Annotated in this window: 16 protein-coding genes; 10 read left to right on the forward strand and 6 right to left on the reverse strand. The window is 35.5% G+C overall.

The window, feature by feature from the left end; translation table 11 throughout:
- Position 1 precedes the first annotated feature (1 nt).
- The 8 genes from O0550_RS13325 (at position 2) to O0550_RS13365 (ending at position 11855) form a co-directional block, all read left to right on the forward strand.
- The gene (locus O0550_RS13325; RefSeq protein ID WP_258426577.1) at positions 2-2092 is read left to right on the forward strand and encodes a type IV secretion system protein; all 2091 of its coding nucleotides are present in this window, start codon (positions 2-4) and stop codon (positions 2090-2092) included.
- Positions 2093-2103: 11 nt separating this feature from the next.
- On the forward strand, positions 2104-4134 hold the full coding sequence (locus O0550_RS24405; RefSeq protein WP_276565004.1) for a peptidoglycan DD-metalloendopeptidase family protein: 2031 nt from the start codon (positions 2104-2106) through the stop codon (positions 4132-4134).
- Between the two features lie 12 nt (positions 4135-4146).
- On the forward strand, positions 4147-4752 hold the full coding sequence (locus O0550_RS13340) for a hypothetical protein (protein ID WP_003345623.1): 606 nt from the start codon (positions 4147-4149) through the stop codon (positions 4750-4752).
- 186 nt (positions 4753-4938) lie between these two features.
- Positions 4939-6279 carry a helix-turn-helix domain-containing protein gene (locus tag O0550_RS13345; protein WP_258426578.1) on the forward strand — a complete coding sequence of 447 codons (1341 nt, stop codon included), beginning with the start codon at positions 4939-4941 and terminating at the stop codon, positions 6277-6279.
- Positions 6280-6656: 377 nt separating this feature from the next.
- Positions 6657-8081, forward strand: coding sequence for a DNA-binding protein (locus O0550_RS13350; protein ID WP_258426579.1), 1425 nt, complete (start codon positions 6657-6659; stop codon positions 8079-8081).
- A gap of 227 nt (positions 8082-8308) precedes the next feature.
- Positions 8309-8797: a hypothetical protein gene (locus tag O0550_RS13355; protein ID WP_258426580.1), complete on the forward strand. Its 489-nt coding sequence runs from the start codon at positions 8309-8311 to the stop codon at positions 8795-8797.
- Between the two features lie 661 nt (positions 8798-9458).
- Positions 9459-10529, forward strand: a complete 1071-nt coding sequence (locus O0550_RS13360) for a hypothetical protein (protein WP_003345618.1) — start codon at positions 9459-9461, stop codon at positions 10527-10529.
- A gap of 185 nt (positions 10530-10714) precedes the next feature.
- Positions 10715-11855 (forward strand): IS3 family transposase gene (locus O0550_RS13365; RefSeq protein ID WP_258426581.1). Its coding sequence is split into 2 segments (ribosomal slippage): positions 10715-10981 and positions 10983-11855, totalling 1140 coding nucleotides; the frame shifts between segments, so codons are not numbered across the junction.
- Between the two features lie 92 nt (positions 11856-11947).
- On the opposite strand, the gene O0550_RS13370 is transcribed toward O0550_RS13365, so the two are convergent.
- The 5 genes from O0550_RS13370 to O0550_RS13385 form a co-directional block, all read right to left on the reverse strand.
- Positions 11948-12169 carry a hypothetical protein gene (locus O0550_RS13370; RefSeq protein WP_258426582.1) on the reverse strand — a complete coding sequence of 74 codons (222 nt, stop codon included), beginning with the start codon at positions 12167-12169 and terminating at the stop codon, positions 11948-11950.
- A 108-nt stretch (positions 12170-12277) separates the two neighbouring features.
- A complete protein-coding gene (locus tag O0550_RS24705; RefSeq protein ID WP_396125769.1) occupies positions 12278-12538 on the reverse strand; it encodes a serine hydrolase domain-containing protein in 261 nt (86 codons plus the stop codon).
- 647 nt (positions 12539-13185) lie between these two features.
- Positions 13186-14406, reverse strand: coding sequence for a hypothetical protein (locus tag O0550_RS13375; protein ID WP_258426583.1), 1221 nt, complete (start codon positions 14404-14406; stop codon positions 13186-13188).
- Between the two features lie 1077 nt (positions 14407-15483).
- Entirely contained in the window at positions 15484-16989 is a 1506-nt protein-coding gene (locus tag O0550_RS13380; protein ID WP_003345611.1) for a hypothetical protein, read from the reverse strand.
- 342 nt (positions 16990-17331) lie between these two features.
- Positions 17332-18009 (reverse strand): MFS transporter, encoded by a 678-nt coding sequence (locus tag O0550_RS13385; RefSeq protein WP_258426584.1) that lies wholly within the window; start codon positions 18007-18009, stop codon positions 17332-17334.
- Between O0550_RS13385 and O0550_RS24530 the strand changes: the two genes are divergently transcribed.
- Positions 17973-18359, forward strand: a complete 387-nt coding sequence (locus O0550_RS24530) for an aspartyl-phosphate phosphatase Spo0E family protein (protein WP_258426585.1) — start codon at positions 17973-17975, stop codon at positions 18357-18359. The two genes, O0550_RS13385 and O0550_RS24530, sit on opposite strands and share 37 nt — an antisense overlap.
- Complete coding sequence (locus O0550_RS13395; protein WP_258426586.1) at positions 18340-18570, forward strand: hypothetical protein; 231 nt, start codon at positions 18340-18342, stop codon at positions 18568-18570. Before O0550_RS24530 ends, O0550_RS13395 begins: the two co-directional genes overlap by 20 nt.
- A gap of 44 nt (positions 18571-18614) precedes the next feature.
- Here O0550_RS13395 and O0550_RS13400 read toward each other — a convergent pair whose 3' ends face one another.
- The gene (locus O0550_RS13400) at positions 18615-19277 is read right to left on the reverse strand and encodes a hypothetical protein (protein WP_258426587.1); all 663 of its coding nucleotides are present in this window, start codon (positions 19275-19277) and stop codon (positions 18615-18617) included.
- Positions 19278-19309: the final 32 nt, after the last annotated feature.

Consider the following 19309-nt stretch of genomic DNA (forward strand, 5'->3'; position numbering starts at 1 on the left):
AATGGATTGGATAAGTTCTCTACCAGACGTTATATTCGGAATCTTTGCCGATTTAATAAAAGCAATTATTTCTCCGTTTACAGAAGGAGTTAAAACGGTGGGTGATTTAGTCTTTGGCCTCGATACAGACGGATCGGAATTATTGTGGTTAACATTCACAAAAGCCGAGTGGAACAATTTAGCTGTTAAAGGTGTACGCATATTTATTCAAGTTGCTTACTACGTCCTCCTTATTGGACTTATGTATATCTCTGTGAGCATTTCAAAATCTGGGATTAACCCTGCTACTCGGACAAGTTTATTAGAAATGACTGGATCATTCCTCTTAGTAGCGTTATTGTTACATAATTTAAATGTCATTTATAGTTTAGTCTTCTCTGTTAATCGGTTTCTTGTGCAATTAATACAATTAAGCATAACAAACGGAAACCTATCGATAGATAACTTGCAAGAGAAAGGATTGGGATGGTTACTCATTTGGTGTGTTTATTTAGGGTTAAGCATATGGGCTAATATTTATTATCTAATGCGGAAATTTACAGCACTTTTACTAATACTGTTTGGACCAGTCTTTATCACCATGTTTCTATTTGCTCCTTTGAGACAAGTAACATTTACCTGGTTTAAAGAATTTGTATCTACTATTATAGTTCAAGCTATACACGCATCGATTTTCTGGATGTTTCTTAACTTAGATGATAGTGTGACTGACAACTGGTTGGTAAAAATCGTTATGTTGGGTTCTTTCATCCCTTTAGCTGAAGGAATAAAAGGCCTATTTGGTCTTCAAGCAACTTTAACTGGACGAACAGCAACGATGATGATGATGACAGGTGGTGCTTCCTTAGCTTCTGTATTTTCAGCTACCAAAAGTGCTATGGGTAAAGATTCTCCTTTTGATAATTTACAACGAAAATATCTTGGGAATTCCAATAGGGTAGGAAGTTTAAATCAAGAAAATCAGGGGTCTTCTCTTCCAGCCAATCCTACGAGTACTTCTACACAAAGAATGTTAAAGACAGGGACCTTTATCGGAAACAGAATTGGTAAGCCATTAGGTACATTAATGGGTTCAGCAATGGGTATACCTTTTGGACCAGGTGGTGTCATCTCCGGTGGAATAACAGGTGGAAATATTGGCTCCGCTTCAGCAGGTTTAGCCGGCAGAAGTCTGTATGCAATCGGCTCCAGCACAAAAAATTCTGCAAATCGAATGGTAAACAATATTAACTCCGAATTGGATAACTTGGATAAAAATCTAGGATTAAATCAAATACAACAAATTGGAACCAATGATGGTAATACAGACTTTTCAAAGTACAAAGGAATGAAATATACCGCTGGTAGAATGTATGCAGCAGGTAAAGGAGTGGCCAAAGGAATAGTTCCCTCCTCCTTAAGTCAATTAGGTCGAGTAGGATCAGCAGCTTATAAAGGAGCAAAAAATGGTGTGTCATTAGGGAGTGTTCCTTCCGTTTTTTCTGAGACATATAAATCGGCTCAACAAGAAGTAAATCTTATGACTAATGAGAAGATTGAACAGAATGGTGGTTTAGCAAACTATCAAAGAAAGCAGCTCGAAAATGCTGGTTTCGCTGGTGGAATCTTACTAGGTGAAAGCGGAGTAGAGTTGGGGCAGAAAATTTCACAGTCTTTAGGGAATATGAGTGGTCTTAATAGGAAAATACAAGACAAAGGCTGGGAATTTACTGATTTAAATAAACAAGTTGAGGCTAATAATGTAAAAAATATTCGTTTAAACATAACCAGAAACTTTTCTTGTTTAACTGGTGATGTCAAACAAAATGATGGTTCATATAAACAGCAAAGAATCTCCAATTTTCGCGGTGGTGATGCCACTCTAGATACTAATAAAATAGTTTACAAGGATCTCTTTATCACCCAAGGAAGAATATTAGATGGTAATAGTCCATACGACCAAAATAAAGACTTTTATCATGAAGATTCGCAACAGGGGAAAATGAAAGTATCAAAAAACTACAATGCAAATCCTTATGATTATTTTGAAAATAGAAATGACGGCTCTGAAAAATACTTCCAAAGCAATCGTTTTAAACAAGGGATTGTATAGGGAGGTCATTGATGAGTCAAGAACTTAAAAGACAAACCAGTTCCTCAGGTATGTATGAACAACAAGAAAGAATAAAACGCATATCACAAAACGTAGCTAGAAGACAGGCACAAAAACAACTTGAAAAAATGATTAAAAATCAAATTAATAAACAAGTTTTTAAAGCAAGTCTTAAAAAGTTTGCAAAGCAAGCTATTGCAAACTTTTTTAAGGCAGTTATGAAAATGCTTGTTAATGTTCTAGTAAAAATAATTGGCTCTATCGTTGGTTTTCTCGGAATATTTGGGTTTGCTGCCGTCTGTCTCGGCATTATTATCATCATTGTGGCATTTCTTGTTTGGGATATTAACTTTGATGGTAAAGGTGATGTTGACACCATAAAGGTTGATTTTGAACAAGTAACCCAACTGACTATTGATAAATCAAAAGAAGAACAACTTGAATGGAAAGTCCCCACAGGGTTAATAGGTGCCATTGTTCAAATATCTCAATTAAGTAAAAATTCTACTGTTGTTGATGAAGTAATACCAGAAATGATTGGGGGAAAAATCCCTCCAAAATTTATCCCTATCTATAAAGCAGCTGAAGAGAAATACGGTACACCCTGGAACATCTTAGCTGCTATACATTATAAAGAAACCACGTTTTCAACTAGTAACAAGATGATTTCTTCAGCTGGAGCAATTGGACATATGCAATTTATGCCGGCAACTTGGGTAGGTTGGAAATATGCAACTGATGGAGTCGGCAATGTGAACCCGCTTCTTGATCTTACTAGCTTAAGTGTCATTAAAACCGGTTCAGGTTATGGCGTTGATGGAGATGGAGATGGTCGGGCTGATCCCTGGAACCTGATGGATTCGGTTTTTACCGCATCCTATTACTTGTCGAAGAACAAAGTGAAAAGTGATCCATATGGAGCAATATATAATTACAATCATAGTGATAAATATGTGAAATCTGTACTAGCAATTGCACAAGGATACTTACAAGTAAAAAATGACCCTATTGAGGAAGAAAAAAAAGAAATAGGAAAACCTGAAGTTGATTCATCTGTTCTTTTATCTGGCGATGTCCCATATGTAAAGTTGGCAAAACAAGCATCTACAGGTTTAGAACCATCTTTTCAATATGAAAAATTTGAAACCCAAAAATGGCAATATAAAATCATAAAAGTACCCGATGGCAAAGGTGGTCACATATCGAGAAAAACAGAACCACGAGTTGTTGACACTACTCAACATAATAAAATTGTAACAGTGGATACCTGGAGAGGAATTTATACGTTGGAGTGGGATATCACCCCCACTGAATACAAGTTAGTTTCCGATGATGGTGAAACCAAAGTTTTCGAAATGGAGGAAGATCTAAACGAAATTAATAGAGTTTACAGTTCAAACTACATAAGATTGTTAGCGAAATTACAGGAATTAAAGATGGGAAATAACGATAAGAAAATATTCTACATTCTTTATAATACACAGGTAGATGGTAATTCTCCTGAATACACGAATCGACTTCCCATATCAACTACTGGTACTAATAATCATGATTTAGTAGGAGAAATCGATACTTCTCCTGTTAATAATCTTCCACCTGAACTATTAATGAAAGATAAGATATGGCCAGTTCCTTCAATTTCTAGGATTAGTAGTGGATTTGGCATTAGAAATGGTACCTTCCATAAAGGAATCGATATTTCAAATGGACATAGTGGTCACACTCCAATTTATGCTATGGCAGATGGCTTAGTTATACATGCTGGACCAAGAAACCCTAAAGGATTTGCACAAGCAATATATATTTATCATGGGAATGGTCTATATTCGGTATATGGCCATTTACAGTACAATGGTTACGGTGTTAAGACAGGAGATAAGGTAAAAAAGGGTCAATTCATCGGTAAAATAGGAGATGGTATAGTAGGTGCCTCTTCTGGACCGCATCTTCACTTGGAAGTAATCATTAATGGACATCATTCTTCCAGTGCAACTATTAGTGGAAAAAGGATTGATCCGCTTACTGTAGTAAGACCAAATTAGAGGTGTGTATTAATGAACAGAGAACAAAAGTATAGAATCACAAAGATCGCATCCATACTATCTTTGGTCATTGTTTTAAGTAGCTATGGTGTATATCTCTACTTTGAATATCAAAAATATAATAATTCATTTGAGGATCTTAAAGAGGTTAAAAGCTTAATAAATGAAATACATGTGGTACAAATCACTGATTCTGAGCAACCTACTGAGACCGGAGACCCTAAATACAGTCAACAAGTTGCCCGCTTCTTCAAAGATAGCAGTAATGTAGCGATATACTTCTGGACATTGGCTATCATGGATGAACAAGAGTTATTTTATGAGCAATTTGATCCGAATCTTAGGATTACTGATTTTCCTGATGCTGCATCAATGAGTACAAAACAAAGTGATTGTTTTAACCAATTAACTAGAGGAGGAACATTAACAGACATTAGACTATTAGATAATATCTCTAATAGAGTATCGATGGAACTAATTTATAGTGATGGAGTTAGAAAAGAGACACGAATAGAGATGGAAACAGTAAAAGATGCTCACGGTAGTCTTAATAGTTGGGTGGTTATCACTTCTATTCATGACCTAATTAGACAAGTCTCCCTTTCATCTAGCCTTTAATGGTATATCTATGGAATATTACGTTGATTATTAAAGGAAGTGAATTTAACTAGATTTCAATAAAGAAAAGCAAATCGATCTGTGAAATTTTATTTATATTTACATTATTATACATTAATGTTAAATTGAGGTTAAGATTAATAAAATAGTACAAAGAAATTTGTAAAGATTAGAAAGGAGATCAGCATGGGTCACAACCTAACTTACACAACAATAGGTGAGTTGATAAGAAAGAAAAGAGAAGAAAAGGGGATTGGATTATCAGAATTAGGTAGGATGACTGGAGTCACTAAAGGCACTATATCAAAAATAGAGACGGGTGAAATAAAAAGTCCTAGAATGAAGCATGTAAAACCAATTACAGATGTGCTAGAAATGCCGTATGAGGAAGTCATCGAATATTATATTCAATCGGAGAATCGAAATGCAATTTTACATGACTTCTTGATAGAAGTTGCTGAGTTTTCGAATCTCTCACTGATAGAAAAAATAGCAATGAAATTCCTTGAAAACTCCAAGAAAAGTACCAACGAGTTGTTGCAGAACTTGGTAGAAATTGCTGGAACTTTTGAAAACAGTCAAGTTAGCTTAACTATTTACAACACCGTGATCAAGTACGCTAGATTACACGGTGAATCTCAATACATAGCCAAGGGGCTGTATGAGAAATACATGATTGAAAGAGAAAACCTTAAACGTTTGGAGGAATCGTTCAAAGTTGGAGAAGAATGCCTTCATTATGTAGATTTTCTTTCTCAAAAAGAAAAAATCATGCTTTATTACAGGATGTCGCTTCACGCACATAATATTAAAAAATATGACAAATGCCTAGAGTTAGGCGAGATAGGTCATACCGAAGACGAGACAATGAATGAGTTAAAAGAGCGTGTTGCCTTAGCTATATGTAATTCTTACCTTCGAACGGACAACTTTTCAAAATTAGAAGAGCATCTTGATATGTATGAGAGATTAGGTTATCAATCTATGGTCGAACGAACTAAGGTTTTTCGCTCAGTTTTGCTTTCAAAAACTGGTCAGCTCGAGGATGCTATCCCATTATTGAAAGAATGCGTAGTAGAGGCTGAAAGCATTAACCGCTTACCAAGAGTTAACGCATTATTAGAAGCACTACTTAGTAGCAATGATGTTGACTCAGTGCAACAAGTCATTGAGACAGAAGAGAATAATTTTGCGTTTGACTATGACAATGTCTATAACTTATCCGAATTAGGGAAATACTTCAAATATAAGGGTGGATTTCTTACAGATCAGGGATTGTTTGAGAAGGGGATTGATTCATACCTCAGAGGCATGAATTACTTTAGCAAAATCAATGACCGTGAGGGTATTATGGAATGTTCGGAAAAGATTTACGCATACCACTGCGAACATGGCAAAGAAATGAATTTGGGTCTTTTGAAAAAAATGAAAGAAGTGTATAATAAAGTAAATAATGGAGATGAAAGGGGAGGTAAAAGTGAAGAAACGTTTAACTGTACTGATGACTGCTTCACTGGTATTGTGTAGTTCTTTTTTCACTGTAACAGCCTTCGATAATTCTGAAAATAATGTAATCTACAGTAGCGCTAAATCGTATGTTGACAACCCCGGTCATTAATTTTCTCTAATGTCTAGAGCACTGTTATCAGTGCTCTTTTTTTGTGTGGATTTTGTAGAATTTTGTCGTAATTTATCAGACGTTTCGTTTTTTTCGTAATCGGGTATTTTACGTGACGCATGGTAAAATAATACATAAGAGGGAATAAGGAGGTGGTCGACATTAGCTTTTGTACCTTAATCATGAAGGATTTACTGAAAGCTGTAGAAGACCTCAAGCAACAATTAGTTGAGCAATATCTCAAAGAGGGCTCATTTTTAAATCCGACCGTAATAAGCATTTTTACATGACTATTCCGAATCTTCGTGTATTACGCCCGATTCAAACAGAAATCAAATACTATCTCGGATCATATAACTACACGCTTAGTAAACTCAGTGAATTGACTAATATTAATTCAGGGCACTTGTGTGGATTCTTGAAGGGAGAAAGGGACTTAACAGTCGATCAACTTGACTCGATTGGTAAAGTCTTTGATCAGCCTGTCGGATGGCTGTATGACCTATATATTGATGAATGCTTTCCAGACGGAAAAGTTGCTACTAGAAGAGTCAAGAACTATTTAATTCATTGTGCGGAGATAGGTAGAAAAGATTACATCAAGTTAGTAGTTGACAGATTGCCAGCTTCTCATAAAGCCATTGATATCTTTTTTTTTGTAGCAGAGAGATTATTCCGTAGAGGTAGACAGAAAGAATCTGCTTATTTTTACCAGTTGGTGATTGATAACGAAATACCTAGTAGAAAAGGACGTTTTGTTTTGAGTCACTACCGTCTTTTCCTTGCATTTGAAAAAACTAATACTGAGGCAGTATGGAAGGCTGTTGCTAAATTCGAACCATATTGGAAGAGACTAGAGGAAGGGCAACAACTTGATGCTCTTTTACAACTAGCTGGTTGCTATAAGGTACTGCATAGATGGACAGAAGTAGGTAGATATGCAGATAAATTATTGGAGCAAGCTGATTCAATCTATGATCAATTATACGAGGAAAGAAGAAATAAAAACAAAACAACTAAGGTATTTAAACTAGAGAACAACTTAGTCGCATATTATGGACAAGGGTATCTGTTAAAAGCTATTTCTCTCGAAAAACAGGGGCTGTACGAACAAGCTAAAGTATTTGTCGGCTACTGCACCGATCTTAAATGGTTTGAGCTACTTGATGAAACGGGGCGAGTAGAGGTGGAAAAGTATAAACATTTTGGATTAGAGTATGCGTTTAGACTGGATATGCTTATGGGAAATACAAGCGTTCTATGCGATTACGTTGAATATCTAAAAGAACATCCAGATGGAGTGCTTTCTGGTTTAGTAGCGATATTAGAATCAGCCAATAAGCACGAATTCATTGTAGATGACGTACTTTATGAGTTTTCAAACAAAATAGACTCTTTTAACAGCCGTTATGATCCAACTAATGTAGATTATCATCTGCAATTCAGATATCAGTTAGCTATGTATTTGTTCAAAAATGAGCGATTTCAAGAAGGCATAGTAGAAACCTTACGATGTCTTACTCTAGCTACTATTTTAAATAGTAATAGAGAGTCTATAAAATGCGTGGCATTTTATGAAACACACCGAGAGCACGCAACACCTCAACAAGAACGAGACTATAAATTAGCTTTGAGGGAGGTGATTAATGATGGAAGGATAAATTGGCGTTCCTATCCGCCTAGAAAGGAACGCCCAACAATAAAACATTGACACACAATTAGCTTAACACAAAATGATTGCGATTTACAGAATTGCTTCATGGGTATGCTGTACGGGAAAATATACGAAACCCAGTAGGGGTAATAATTAAACAGGCGTTTTCAGCTATCCATGGTAAGCTAAACAGAGAAGATAGTAAAAATACCATAAATAAAGTTTATAATGAAAAAGGGTGCTTTATAAATATTTTCTAAACTAGAAGGAGCGAGCAAATAATCATGAAGAAAAAAATGATTGGGGCTTTAGCCTTAACTTGCGTACTCTCTGGTGTTAGCGTTATGCCTACGTTTGTTGAAGCTAACCAAGTTGAAGAAAATCGAACAGTCGCTAATAAATCTTATGCTAATCCTACGCTCATTCAACCTATGAAAAGTAAAAAAATACTTACAAAAAACCTAGCTAATACCGACATGGCAGAGGAATTTAGTGTCAATAAGGGGTATGGGTGGGTCAAAGTATATGCATACAACTCGGGACCTAAGACAATTAATATCTCCGTTACCGATGATAATGGCAAGGAGAAAATGAGCGGAAAGGTAGCTCCGGGAAAGCCTTGGACAGGATATAGTGAAAAGCCTTGGACAGGATATAGTGAAAAGCCTTGGGGGATTGGCGATTATACAGTTGGACTAACATCAGGTCAGGCGGAGATGTCTGGTAAACTTGCGGTACGTATTGCCCAAAACCGAGATGAATTAGATGACTAAGACTTAATAGCATCTTGTTATCCGTCCCTCTATGGGGCTGCTTACATCAGAAAATTAGTATATTGTCTAATAATTGAAATATCCTTATCATGAAAAATATTAGATGATAATACTATGGGTATTCCAAAAGCGAACATTTTCATTAGAGTTTCAAAAGACCGTAAGATGTTGCGCCATCTTACAGTCTTTTGTACAAGAGACTGTCCCCTTCAGGGGCAACTCACCTAATGTTCCAAGGGTGACTTCCCGAGTTGTCTAGGCTCAAGGGAGATCATTGCTTTTTTAGATAGGTAAGGCAGAGCTAAAATGAAAATGCCAAACATAAGTATTAAAGAATAAGACCTCCCTATAATTGTCAGGAACTTAAAGAACGATATTGTAGACTATGTATATAAGGCAGATGTTGGTGGCCTTCCTAATGCAGTCCTAGATATCATGCCTGATAAAATGGAAGATGACTTTGATTCTCCCGTAAACAGAAAAAAGAAAACTGGTCTATTTCAGGGAAGAACCTACTACGAAAAGTAGAACAGCTACTCTTCTAAATAACTAACAAAATATGTTACTTATAACTGATTGATAAGTGTCGAATTATTTTACGACACTTTTCTCTTTTTCAAAATAAATGTAGTGTTATTTGTTATATAGGAGGGAGCCAAAAATGAAAAAAATCTTAACTACCTTCATTCTTGTCGTATCTATAGCGATCAATGCCTGTACTCCAAATACAAGCACCACCAACACTGCGACTGTACCGTCTTCTGACTCAAATGCTGAAAAACATAACCAATCTGAATATTTTTCCCTCACCGTGACAAACAAACAAAATGGAAACCATTTTTATACATACGATATAGATGCAAAAACCATAAAAGAAATGGCCAAAACCCCTGATACTGCTCAATATCCTCTTGGAGCTGTTGATCTATATACTAAGTCACTCTATTATTCCGAACGTGATTCTACAGGGTCTGACCAACTTGTAAAACTCGATCTAGCTACGAAAAAGAAGGAGAAATTAACAACCAATTTATTTGCAATCAATTATATTATCCCAGTGGGAAATCAAATTATTATAGCCGCTGCCGAAAAAACAAAATCAGCGGTCCAATTAGCTTCATATAACCTACAAACAAAAAAACTATCATTTTGGGTTCCTCCAAATGATGATGATACTTCAGTAAAACATCTAATGTATAATCCATATACAAAAAAGCTGTATGCCACTCTTTATTCTAATCAGGAAGATGAAACACTTACCAGAAAAGCAGCAAAAGAACAAGCACCTGACATTGATGCAGCCACTCATCGTGTCGTCGAATACGATATGAATCAAGGAGAACAAAAAAAACCAAGAGAATTATACAAAGCAAAAGAAGTAATCAGATTATTCTCTGTCTCAACAAATACAGAAGTTGCACTGATAAAAAGTGGCTCTAAAGTTTTTAAAGAAAAACAATTGTATCTTTATTACTTTGATTCGGGCAAAAAAGAGCCACTTGTTATTCCAGAACTAAGTATAATCGAAGAGGCATATTTTGCTTCTGATAAACAAGGTCTTTTCATAAAAGGAAACCTCAAATCGACTTTGAAAAATAATGACATAACCGAAGATGGTCCACCGAATGGACTATTCTATTATGATCTTAAGACTCATAAAATTAGCAAAATATATTCAAAGCCTGACAGCTATATTAATAATTTCTTACTGCTAGAAAACCCATCAAAATAGCCAAGCGATAGACCAAGGGAGCTTGTCAAAGATTCGCTTTGGGATTATCCCTCCAAGTTAATACAGTAAGAAGCAAGACACCTTACTGTATGGAACTGACCCCATAACGTGAGACAAATCAAAACACCTTCAAGAAAATGCAACCATGTCGTAAGATATGGAAGTAACCTGGAGGTGTTTTTTCTTTGGCAACGAGAGTGAGTTACCCTATGGAAATCAATATGAAGGCTGTTGAGATGAGATTGGCTGGTATCCCCGTGAAAGAAGTGATGGATCAGCTTTGTATTAAAAACAAAACACAACTTAAAACATGGATGCGATGGTACAGAAATGGCGAGACACATCTTTTTGAGCAGCCTGTAGGTAAACAGTACACGTATGGGAAAGGGGCGGAATTTACATCAGAGTTGGAGAAATTGAAACAAGAAAATAGGTTCAACAACAACTTGATGTTTTAAAAAAGTACAAGGAGTGGGAAAGGAGGTGCCACCAGAAGTAGTAGTTCAATGGATAAACGAGATAAAGGGAGAAGTATCAACGCAATTAGCATGCCAGTGGCTTGGCATTCCTCGCTCTACGTACTATCGATGGAGAAAACAAGTAGACGTACAGGTTCTGAATCCTTTGGTTTCCCATATCCGAAGATTGTGTCAGGAACATCGCTTTCGTTATGGATACCGTAAAATCACTGCACTTTTGCGACGAGTGATGCAAATTAATCATAAGCGAGTGCAACGAATTATGAGAGAAGAAGGATTGCAATGTCGAGTCAAAGTAAAAAAGCGAAAGAGAATCGGACAACCGATACAGGTTGCGGATCATCTTTTGAAACGGGATTTTCAGGCGAATCATCCGCTACAGAAGCTGGTCACAGACATTACTTACCTGCCTTACGGCGGAAAAATGTTGTACTTATCCAGTATCATGGACTTATACAATGGCGAGATCATCGCCTACAATATTGGAGACAAGCAAGATACTACCTTGGTTTTAGATACGTTGCAGCAACTTCCACCACTGGAGCAATGCATGTTGCATAGTGATCAAGGGTCAGTCTATACATCGTCGGCTTACCAATTAGCTGTAAAGGAAAGAGGCATTACCATGAGTATGTCCCGGAAGGGAACACCTGCTGATAACGCCCCGATTGAATCGTTTCACGCCTGCCTCAAGTCGGAAACGTTCATCCTCGAAGGATTAACCTGTACAACGACGGCAATCGTTGAACAGACCGTTCGAGAATATATCTCTTACTATAACTCAATTCGCATTCAAACAAAACTAAACAACCAGTCACCGGTTGAATTCCGACGACTGGCTGCTTAAACTTGTAAGGTGTTTTGATCCCTGTCCTACAAACGGGGGTCAGTCCCATGATTCGAAGGAGGTGCTTCTTTATGGGCACAAAAGTACATTTGCTACGGTATAATTTGTCGATCATTATACCAACCTTTGTTGAGGTGTAAATAGCCCCAATAAGCCAATTCACGGGCTGAAACAAAGAGATTTGCCTGACTACCATCTGAACTATCTCCAAAATTAGAGAGGGGAATTGATGGCTTCGATTTTCCTACTACTACATCGATTTGATCAGAGGATGTTTTTTCACCATCCGGTCTCAGTAAAGTCTGACGGTTCAAAAATTAATTCTTTAAGAAGTTGAGCAACCGTTTTTGCCAGTTACAGCTTGAATAATTTGTGTAACCATAAATACATTTTCATTCCTATACTGCCAATTAGATCCTTCTTCAAAAATTGCGAAAAAAGCCTCCACTTATTTCTGTACTCAGTCCATGTGTATGGGTAAGAAGCTGACGAATTGTTGTTCCTTGTAATAATTCCATTGGCAAATCGGGTAGATAATCTGTAACAAGATCATTTAAACTACTAATTGCTCCAGTATACAGAGCGTAAGCACATGCGAGTCCAATATAGCCTTTAGGAACAGAGGCTGCATAAAATCGGGAAGATTCAGTTATTGTTATGTATGAAATTTTCCAAACTAATATATCTTAATTATCCCTATTTTACTAGAATGATTTCCTATTTTTATCAATGATTTGTTAAATTAAGTAAGTATGTTTTGAATATACCTCTTTAAAATCATTCCTTAATAAAATTTATAAAAACAATTCGTTAATACCATTAGATAAAACCATAAGGTTAATACCATTAGTTAACACCTTTATATGAGGGTTTATTAGAACCGAAAACGCTTGGTAGAAAAGGGATTTAGAAATGTAAGCAAATTGGAAAAAGAAGAGGAGATTCGAAATCCAAAGGGGAAAGAATTTTATCCATACTGGCAATCTCTTTATCAATATGTTTAGATTCTTCATCCACGTCTATAAGAACTTTATTCCTATCAGACATCTCATTATACATAAGAAGATATAATTTATTCATACTAAAAAAAACGTTATCCACAGCTTTTATAAGAAAAAATACAATATATGGATGTTAAAAGAGGGATAAAAGGGCAATTCTCATAGAAGAAAATGCTAACTAATAAAAGAAGAATTGAGCAGAAAGGGGAAAATTAAAGGAACGTCAAAATGCAGTCGCTCAGATATAGAAAGCCACTGCTATTTCATGATTATAAGACTAATTAAAAGCACAACAAAGAAGCCTATGAAATCTTTATTTGTTTAAAGCGTTACACTACAAAATGATCTTGTTTATATTCTTGCAATGCTTGTTGCTGAATATAACGCTTGATTTCCTTTTGGATTTCATAGAAAGGTGCTGGTAAGGTTTCGATTTGATAACGATGTTTAATAAACCAATTAGGATCTTGAGTGAAACGGTGTAACCAGCAACGTTGCATGTGGAGGAGTTTCTTCCAAATGACATCATGCTGTTGATTTGCATCCTCAATAACCTTCTGATTGCATTCAGAAAGTACATCATCTTCAAATAGATTCAATTCTGCATAGCGTTTCTTGTTGTCAATAGCATCGAGATCCATAGATAATTGCACAGAATAACTAAGTTCAGCAGATTCCATGCAAGCACGAAAATACGCACTGATTTCATTCAGTTCGTTTTTTTCTTCATTTACAACATACTCATCTTCATCTTTATAAATCAAATGGAAGAAAGCATGAGATCTCATTTTGTTATTTTGAATATTATAAAGGGCATTATCGAAGATCTCAGTTGCATATTCATACCCAAATTTAGCATAGTAATCTTCCATCACCTTTGCCAGTTGCCAGATAGCTTTGCGAGATATGAAGTCACAGCAAAAACGATGCTTTTTTAGCTGTTTTAGCACCCACAGCTCTGCACCTTCTGAATAAACTTCTCCCATATCTATCCACTTTTGGTGAACATGTAATACTTGATAGTTTTCGGGGTAGACTTTCATTTTCAAATATTTAGATGCTTTATCTAAAATCGTTAAGGCTTCTTTACGGGTACGGATGTTAAGTAAACCTCCCGGACCGTAAAGATCTTTAATGTGTCCCCATTTCCAATTGCTGGGTATGTATGTTAATTCTTTACCAACATAGTGAAGTACGAAGCGTTGTACATTTCTGTCCTCATTTAAAAACTCTTCGCATGTAAAAAATAGAAAGTTCTTGGAGTAAAGAGCACTTTCTGATGCCTTCTCTTTTTCTTGAACAAAAACAAATCGATTGAAAAATAGAGTTCCGAAATCATCGTAATGTACGACACCTTCGAAAAGTAATTTTTGTAGAAGAGTGCGAACTCTGTAGTTGGAAGTGCCCATTCTTTTCGCAATTTCAGAATGAGAAAGAGGAACCTCGCCGCCGTAAGCACAAACACTACCAAGTAATAATTTGAGCTTGAATAGCAATCGAGTGTCGTTATGTAGGGTTCGAGCATCGAATAAGTCAGGATGATGCTTCATTGTAAGACCTCTCCTTAGTTCCCAACAAAAAAAGGCAATGGAAAATAAAGGTTTGGCTTTTGTTCCTTTTTTAAATGTGATACAATGAAAACACATCTTTAAGAAACAAAATCAAGACCTCGACTTTTCGAAGTCTAATAAGTGCCAGTCGCCAAACTTACCACTTATTAGAACTTATGGTTGGGTTCTTTTTTTTGTATACAGGAATAATTTTCTTCTATGAATCTATCAAACTCAAAATTGATTATAGCATTGAAGAATTTAAATGAAAACAATCCGAAAAGGTACGAAAAAAACGTAAGAAAATGAATGAGAGTGGGTTTTATAAGAACTCAAGGGGTATTCATTTAGTACGAAAAAAACGTAAGAAAACAGCTGAAGTTTGATCTTTATGGGCTAATATAGAATTTGATAGATATGAATATTTTTTTGTCGTTTTTGGTACGAAGATTAGGTAATAAAAAAAGTTCAGTACGAGATTTGCGTAATAAAATCAAAAGAGTACGAGAAAAAGGTAAGAAAATCCATGTATAGAACTGTTTTCTGGCTTCATTCAGCTTGAAATATTTTTAAAATAGTACGAGATTTTCGTAATAAAATAAAAACATGACAGAGAGTGCGAAGTTTTCGTAATAAAATTGATGGAGTACGAGAAAAAGGTAAGAAAATAAATATTGGTACGAGTAAAACGTAATAATTTACAATAGAACCATAATACATATTGACTGTAAATCGTTTTACAGTGCGAAAAAAACGTAAGAAAAAAATAATTAGTGCAGTTTAGTACGAGAAAATTGTAAAAAAATAGTGATGGTACGAAAAATGGGTAAGAAAAATAAATAATGATATGTTTCGAAGTAATAAATGGCGAATAAGAGGATTTGCTTACATAAAAAAGTCAATTTTGGTACGAGAAAAGCGTAAGAAATTTAAGTTAGTACGAGAATTAGGTAATAAAATTCGGGCTTTTATAAATTCAAATGATTTATTTTGGTAATGAGGAATGAGGTTTGAATAAGATCCATCATTAGAAGAGAACGACATAGGCAATAAGAAAACGAGCTAAGAAGAATAGGTTTATTCTTCGATTAGCTCGTTTTGTAATGGAAGTGATAGCTGAACGGGCTTGTCAATTTGGTCGAAAAAGTCATGCATTTCGGTATTTGTTAATGGAATGAATGATATTTCAAAGGAAGATTGACTGTTTCTTTTGTAATCTGCGATGAGAATATTTAAGTCTTTGAACTCTTCGAGAGCATCTTGTATTTTTCTCATATTGGCTTCTGTTTTTCTTTTGTCCATGCGAACTTTTCTAGTGAAAAAGCTGAGAGGGAACACATCTTTAAATTTATTACCTTGGACATAACGTTCCAACCGTTCCTTTTGAAGAGCATGTACTAATATTTTAGATATATTTCCTTGAATGGAATTCAAGCTATCTCTGTATATTTTTACAGTTTGTTGATTGATATATTGCTGATGAAAATAGGTCCCAATAACAATTTCGGCATAACGTCTCCCATTTTGATTAGAGTTGATGACAACAGAATCAAATATTGACCAGTCTGCTGAACCAGGTCTTGCTTTTTCAGATTGTTTTTTTATGACAGCCTGGAATCCAAATGAGCGGATCTTTCTTAATCTCTTTTCAATTTCCACATAATTTTTAACCCCTTGAGATTTGTAAGCTTTCCCAACCAGCTTAGAAATGTCAACTGTAATCGTTCTGTCGGTGTAAAATGATTCATCTTTTTGGGAGAGTACATAAAAAATTATCTCTTGATCCGTTGCATCTAAAGATTTTGTGAGACTTTTATCGGCTAAAAGAAAATCTCCATCTTCAACTTTAATAATGGTGCGAAGAAATTCATTATCGCTAATTTCATAGTCATCAAAATAGGTTTCTTTTTGTGTTATAGCATTGATTTCCTTCTTAATTTTTAAACTTGTAGACTTCTCGGCGAATACAACATTTTCAATTAGACCATGCGGTTGTATATCTACAGCATTGGTCAAATCATATTGGTCAATGATTTCAGCAATGATGAAGTTCAAGTCAGTATCAAGTGCCTTTTCGATTTGATTTTTTTTCTTTGAAGATAGATAACGATAATCAGAGAGAAAAGTGGAGCTTGTTGTTGCCCATTTTTTGATTTGTTCCAATCTAAGTTTAGGCAAATCTTGTAGGTTTTTAACTCCAATTAATCGTTCAGATTCCTTGATAATGTCTAAATCAGGAGAAGATGCTTTCATTTGTTCGAGAGCCAATTTCCACGACGAAATTTCAATGGATACAGGGTTATTTGGGACTTCCGCTAATTCTTTTTCGAACTTTTTTAGCCAGTATTTTTTACTTTGTTGTCTTTTTCGATAATTTTTTTCTCGTATTACGGAATGATCCTCTAAGTGTGGAGTATCGTATCCAAAAGTTTGAATTAGTATATTTTTGACATGTTCCATTAGCCAGTCTTCTTTAGAAATGCCATCAGTTTCCTTATAAATGTAAGTAAATAAGTGATCAACGATGGATGGAGGAATAGATTCCGCTGTTTTAGATAACGCAAATAAAGATAATTTGAACATCCAACTCTTCCTTTACCAAAAGGTTCTTATTTTTAATATATCACAATTTCTCTTCCTGTCGGTAGGTGATTATTCTGTACTGGAAATAGCTTGTTTGTATTTATAAACGACTCGCTTTATGAATTTATGTAGTAGTTAGATATGTAGAATAGAATAGCATAGTATAACAAAAAAACGTGTGGCACATACTGGTCACACGTTTTTTTTATTCAAGTGTATTGTTTTTCACTTTCAAGAACAGCGTTGTACTCTTTCTTTAATGCATCAACTATAATAGTCGTTTTATCCTTCTCAGAGGTTGCGAAACCTTATGTCTTACTATCCTCCATTAGAAAATTAGACCTAAATAGTGGTACTTATTTCTTCTGATTTTTTCATTTCTCTATCATTAAAAATAGAGCGATTAAAAAAAACAACAACAACAGCGACTGACGTTAAGAATGCAGCAAAAAGATACAAGTTCGTCATACCAAATTGTTCCGCAAACCACCCCAAAATTAATAAAGAAACACCAAATGTTAGATTTATCAAAACCTCCTGCGCAGCTAATACTTTAGGCAATTGAATAGCATTTATGCTTTGTTGAAATAGAGTCCCTCTTATAACAGCAGCTATCTCTATAGGCGGACCAGTTAACGTCATAAGAACGAGGGCAAGTAGAGGATGTGTATTAATTGCAAAAAACACCGCTAGTATGATATATACGGTAAGCCCAAATAACATGAAGAGGAAACTACGCTTTTGTAGACGTTTTACCAGAGCCACTACAAGAATCCCTCCCACAATTGACCCAGCGAAGAAGGAGCCATTCATAAGGCCCAACCAACTTTCATTTTGATTCAGGACTTGCTTGACGAAAGCCAAGACGAACACGCCAATCCAGGCTGTCCCTCCAATCGTGTCCAATGTATCAATGATAGTCAATGTTCGAATGCGTCGGTTATGACCAATAATTCTCCAACCTTCTGAAAAATCATTCCAAAATGACTCTTTTACTTCAATTGGCTTATCCTTTTCCATTACATTTTTTATCTTATCCAGTTGTATCTAAATTTTGGTTCAAAAGGAGGGAGGCTGCTATCAAATATAATTATGAAATAAAGCAGGACATTTCTAACCCCCATAGTAAAGGAACACCCGCTTGCAATTCATTACATCACGTTACCACCACTTTACAACAAAATGATAACGATTTACAGACTACTGAAGTCCTACGTAATAAGTTGGTGGAGGTATTTTTCCAAGAAGGTTCATTTTCAAGTCCAGCAGTCTTACGTATAAGTCAGGAACTAGATGAGTACATTGTGGCCATCCAAAAAAGGGCGAATTTTACTAAGGAGGTACGGCGTTATGAGTCTAATTTGGGGTAATTCATATCCCACGCTTCTTGAATGTAGAAGTTGTCAAACACTTCAAACAGAAGAGGGTAGAACTTCTAGTGTATACAACCGAACTTTATCAAACAATGTTCTTCAGTATTCATTAAAAGATATTAATAAATTCAACATGAAAAGCGATGGGCAATTGGCAACCAAAAATAAAGCAGTAGAATCTAAGGAATTCTTGGTGACCTTAGATTAAATAAAAAGGTATTTCCTGAATACAAGAAATACCTCAGACGAATATTAATTCAAAATCTCAATGAATTCTTCACGAGTCATCTTCTTGGAAACGTTGTAATCAAGTAACTTCAACAGGAACCTACGGTATAATTCTTCCTGTTCATTTGCAGGCTCAGGAATTACCTCATCTGCTCCAGCTACCATTTGCACGAAACGATCATTAAAGGTTTCCATATTGTCATCAGCGTTTAATTCCACCTGTAATTCTTTTGTTGTTCCATCTTTAAGTAATAAATTATAGTTCACTTTTACCAGGTACCCAAGGTTTTCAGAATTACGCTTGGAATTTACTTCTTTTATTGAAATCTCTTTTGCTGGAAGTACCCCGCTCATTAGAAGTTCCACATAACTAAGATACTCAGGGTGATGGATTAAATCCTTCTTGAGTTGTTCTTGCTGATCTTTCTCGACATGCCAAGTCAACCGACAATAAGATTTCCATAATTCTTCTTCAGTAGGTTGCTTGAAAAGAACAGGCCATTCGTCAATAAGTAGATCTGTCATTCTACTCAAAGTACTGTCTCTATTTTCTACTTTTTCTAAGATGTCAATTTTTTTCTGATAATTCTTACTTGTTTGTTGAGACGAAACTTGATTTACATTACCGCAAGCTGAGATTACAAAAAGGCTCAAAAATACAGAACATAAGAATACTATTTTTTTCATTGTCAACCACCCTTATAATCATTTTACCCTTG

It is taken from the genome of Brevibacillus halotolerans, assembly GCF_026891775.1.
GTDB classification, from domain to species: Bacteria; Bacillota; Bacilli; order Brevibacillales; family Brevibacillaceae; genus Brevibacillus_B; species Brevibacillus_B halotolerans.